This window comes from Psychrobacter sp. (assembly GCF_035469765.1).
Lineage (GTDB): Bacteria > Pseudomonadota > Gammaproteobacteria > Pseudomonadales > Moraxellaceae > Psychrobacter.
In genome coordinates this window covers 1-4,551 of record NZ_DATIRM010000233.1, presented here as the reverse complement: position 1 = coordinate 4,551, position 4,551 = coordinate 1, and the positions used below count along the sequence as shown (strand labels likewise).

Sequence of the window (4,551 nt, the reverse complement as noted above, 5' to 3'; positions counted from 1 at the left end):
GCTACGAAGAGCAGCATCAATAAGATGGACACCTTCAATAACAGTTTGACCATGTTTTTTACGTTGGCGAGCTTGCGTCAATAGTGACTTGACTAGCTTGACCGTCGTATTCTTATCTGAGGTAATAAGCTCGGTGGGATTTGCTACCATAATAGCTCGCTTAGAGAAAAATATAGAAAATATGGATGATTCGTACAAAGCTACTATTCATTTGGCTCTATACGAATCATCAAAGGCTGATCAGATTATTTATTTTTCGGTATATTTTAAATGTAGGTTTTTTACATAATCAACTTCATTTTTGCTGCCAAGTACTACAGGCACGCGCTGATGAATATCAGTTGGTTCTATATCTAAGATACGATTTACCGCATCGGTTGCGCCGCCACCAGCACGCTCAATGAGCAAACTCATGGGATTGGCTTCATACATCAGGCGTAGTTTTCCAGCTTTATTGGCGTGTTTCGTATCAAACGGATAGGTGAATAAACCACCGCGGCATAGAATACGATGGACATCACCAACCATGGCTGCAACCCAGCGCGTATTAAAGTCGCGACCACGTACACCCGTTTTGCCAGCAATAAGCTCATCGATATATTGCTGCATCGGCGCGCGCCAATAGCGGTAGTTTGACGCGTTGATAGCATATTCGCTGGTATCAGCATCAATTTGCACATTTTCTTCTATCAGTACATAGTCATTGGTATCTGGATCTAGACTAAACATGACCACATTATCTGTGATGGTTAATGCCAGTACGGTAGACGTACCATATAATAAATAACCCGCTGCCAGCTGCTGATTACCCGATTGTAAGAAATCGCTGTTTTCACTGGCTTGACCTTGGCGTTGGTACGGTAGAATAGAAAAAATAGTACCGACTGCCATATTAATATCGATATTAGATGAGCCATCAAGTGGATCAAATAGCACCAATAAACTGCCATCAGCATTGGCAGGGGTAGCATCATCGAGCTCTTCTGAAGCAACACCGGCACAATGGCGATTTTTTGCCAAGGCATCTAACAATAAATCATTGGCCAATACGTCTAATTTCTTCTGATCTTCACCTTGGACGTTTTGATTGCCCGCTTCGCCAAGGATATCTGCCAAAGCGCCTTTTCTAAGTAGTTGTGAGATGGTTTTGCCAACATCAGTGACTGTCGTAATAACGTCATTGAGGGCAGGACTGCTGGCGTTAGTGTTCAGATACTGTGCTAAGGTTGTCATAGTTTTTCCTAATAAATCGTTCTTATAAAGAGTGGTACAAGCTAAAGAGGGAATGAGTGTTTAAGATTTGGTTATGTGATATCGATATGGAGTAAATGTTTAAATACTGGCTAAGGCATCTTTGTCCTGACCTCAAAATCAGCTACACTAGCACTATTATTATTTATTTATGGTTGAAAGGGCTAACGTTTGATACGGCTGCTAAATGATGTGCTGTGATTATCAACAATAATGACGGCATCTATTTTCAATTGCCTATATCACTGAGGTAAATTGTAGCAAATAAGCAGCAAAATGTCCTTGTCTCTATGCGTGTCTGCGTTATTATCGAGGCAAAAGCGTTAAAAAAATGAATGAAAACTTATTGTCAAATCATATAAACCCTTAATAAAGACGTGTCCTTATGTCAAATTCTATCGATAGCCAATCAATGCCAACCATCTCGCCAACAGACTATGCAAAATTTGATCCTGATAGCATTCATGAGAAACTTGATGCGTCGTTAAGTCGTCCGCAGCTCAATACGGATGGTGGTATTCGTCATTTTTTGGGTGTAGAAGGTCTTAATAAAGCCCAATTGCAGTCGATTATCGCCAAAGCTGAGTCATTTTTTGATGAAAAAGGACAGCTGATTAATCGTCCTGAGCTTGAAGGTTATACGGTGATGAATCTGTTTTTTGAGCCGTCAACTCGTACGCGTACCACCTTTGAGGTAGCAGAAAAACGCTTGGGTGCCAATGTACTTAATATCGATATCGAACGCTCTAGTACTAAGAAGGGAGAGAGCTTACGCGATACATTATGGAATCTGCAAGCGATGACGGCAGATATCTTTGTAGTACGCCATTCAGCATCAGGTGCGGCACATTTTATGGCGACCGAAGTGACACCAGATATTGCGATTATTAATGGCGGTGATGGCTGGCACGCCCATCCAACCCAAGGCATGCTTGATATGCTGACCATTCACCGTGAGGCGCCGCGTCCTTTTGAAGAGCTGTCGGTTGCAATCGTTGGTGATATCAAACACTCGCGAGTAGCACGCTCTGACATCAGTGCGCTACAAACATTGGGCGTACAAGACATCCGTGTCTGCGCACCTCGTACGTTACTGCCTAAAGGGATTGAGCGTTTTGGTGTGAAGGTTTATGAAAACATGAATGAATGCGTGACCGACTGTGACGTCATTATGGGCTTAAGAATCCAGAACGAGCGTATCGGCTCGCCGCTTTTGGCGTCATCGAGTGAATATTATAAGCACTATGGTATTACTCCTGAGCGCGTGGCATTGGCTAAGCCTGATGCTTTAGTCATGCATCCAGGACCGATGAACCGCGGTGTTGAGATTGCCTCAAGCGTTGCCGATGGCGCGCAATCTGTGATTTTAAAACAGGTCAATAACGGTATTGCTATACGTATGGCGGTACTGTCATTGGCGATGGAAGGTCAACGCGCGCATCAAGCGGCTGGCAATTAATCTCTTGCCTAATATTCCGCTAGCTTATTTTATTCTTATTTATCCCATTTTATTGATACGGTAATAACGCTCATGTCTCATACGATAAAAACTGACGCCACGATACTTAACCAGCTGCCACAAAATTTTCAGAAGGCATTACCAAGCGCAGTAGCTGACAAAATAGCTAGTCTTGAAGCAGAGAGCGAGATGTGGTTGCTACCGCCGTTGGTTGATTTATGCGCTCGTTTACGTGAGCCGGGGCAACAGCAGCATGGCACGTTAGAGTCAGAAGGACGTGCGGCACGCGGTAACGGTTTTTTGCATGTGGTGATTCCACCAGATACCAATCCTATTTTAGAGAACGGTTCATTATTAAAAGGCTTACGTGAGCGGGCGCTCGATGATGGCGGCATTTATTTGCATATTTTGGGCGCGTTGACCGCTGGTTTAGAAGGTGAGCGCCCATCCAATATCGCAGGGCTTAAAAAAGGCGGCTGTATTGCGGTCTCTAATGCTCGCAGACCTTTTCGCAATGACTTAGTATTACTGCGCACGCTGGAATATGCGGCGACTTTTAATATGAAAGTATTCTTTTATCCTGATGAGCCAAGTTTGTCTGGCGATGGCGTGGCGCATGAAGGCTATATTGCTTCGTATCATGGCTTGCAGGGTATTCCTTGGATTGCTGAAACGGTCGCGTTATCGACCCAATTACTCATGGTGGAAGAGACCGGTATCGCTGCCCACTTTAGCCAATTATCCTGTAAGTCTTCCATCGAGTTGATGCGCTGGGCAAAAGAAAAAGGTTTGCCAGTGACCTGTGATGTGGCGATGCATCAGCTGTATTTGACCGATGATAATTTAGAAGGCTTTAATGCTCAGGCTTATGTCTTGCCGCCGCTACGTAGTAATACCGATCAGCAAGCTATTCGCCGTGGTCTAAAAGACGGCACCATTGATGCGATTTGTAGTCATCATGAGCCATTAAACAGCACTGCGAAAAAAGCACCGTTTGCGGAGAGCACTCCAGGCATCTCAAACTTTGATACTTTTATGGCGCTGGCGTGTCAGCTAGTAAAAGATGAGGTATTAACGCTTGAGCAGCTGGTTGATAAAATCTGTCTAAATCCTGCAAAGATTGCCGGTATCAGCGAGCAGTATGAAAGTACTGGCGGCGCCGTACTGGTCGATCCGAATCTTGAATGGCAAGTGACTAGCGAATCCATGCTATCAAACGGTAAAAACACGCCATTCTTTAATCAAACGATGCAAGGGCGTGTTGTGGAGACTTTCTTTGGCTAATTTGCTCAGACAAGATGATGATCTGCCATCATCTTTGAAGGAAAACCATCAAAGCTTAGTCACACCACAAGGTGAGCCGCGCAGCACCTCTAGCGAATCTATCAAAGCGGTAGCAGTCTATGAGGTCGTGAAAGGGGTAAGCGCCTTATTAGCAGCAACGGCTTTATGGTCATGGCATACCGACCTTGATCATTGGCTTGCTACTGCCACGGCTTCTTGGCAACAAGTTTTTGGTCGTTTTATGGCGCTGCAAGTGGATAGTGCGGTAGATATTGCGCAGCAAGCGAGCAAGAACTGGCCACTGTTTTTATTATTAATTTTTGCTTATGCCAGCTTACGTTTTCTTGAAGCCTATGGCTTGTGGCAAGATAAAACGTGGGCATACTGGTTTGGGGTGTTTGGTTATGGGATATTTATTCCTCTTGAGCTTTATTACCTGATTGTGAGCCCGTTTGATTGGTTTAAACTTGTCATATTAGTATTGAATATCATTATCGTGATGGTGGTATATCGTAATATGAAACGAAAAGGGTTGATATAAAGACTTAATACAATAT

4 protein-coding genes and 1 pseudogene are annotated in these 4,551 nt (G+C 43.9%); 3 read left to right on the top strand and 2 right to left on the bottom strand.

The annotated features are described in order from the left end of the window. Together VLN09_RS06625 and VLN09_RS06620 are read right to left on the bottom strand one after the other, a co-directional pair. A pseudogene (locus tag VLN09_RS06625) lies at nt 1-150 on the bottom strand (RNA methyltransferase); the annotation flags it as partial. A 99-nt stretch (nt 151-249) separates the two neighbouring features. Further along, complete coding sequence (locus VLN09_RS06620) at nt 250-1,233, bottom strand: class 1 fructose-bisphosphatase (RefSeq protein WP_325244856.1); 984 nt, start codon at nt 1,231-1,233, stop codon at nt 250-252. A gap of 403 nt (nt 1,234-1,636) precedes the next feature. Between VLN09_RS06620 and VLN09_RS06615 the strand changes: the two genes are divergently transcribed. From VLN09_RS06615 to VLN09_RS06605, 3 genes are all read left to right on the top strand, one after another. Next, nucleotides 1,637-2,710: an aspartate carbamoyltransferase catalytic subunit gene (locus tag VLN09_RS06615; protein ID WP_325244854.1), complete on the top strand. Its 1,074-nt coding sequence runs from the start codon at nt 1,637-1,639 to the stop codon at nt 2,708-2,710. Nucleotides 2,711-2,812: 102 nt separating this feature from the next. Continuing rightward, entirely contained in the window at nt 2,813-3,994 is a 1,182-nt protein-coding gene (locus tag VLN09_RS06610; RefSeq protein WP_414709096.1) for a dihydroorotase, read from the top strand. Then, entirely contained in the window at nt 3,987-4,535 is a 549-nt protein-coding gene (locus tag VLN09_RS06605; protein ID WP_325244852.1) for a DUF2127 domain-containing protein, read from the top strand. Before VLN09_RS06610 ends, VLN09_RS06605 begins: the two co-directional genes overlap by 8 nt. The last annotated feature ends 16 nt before the right edge of the window (nt 4,536-4,551 follow it).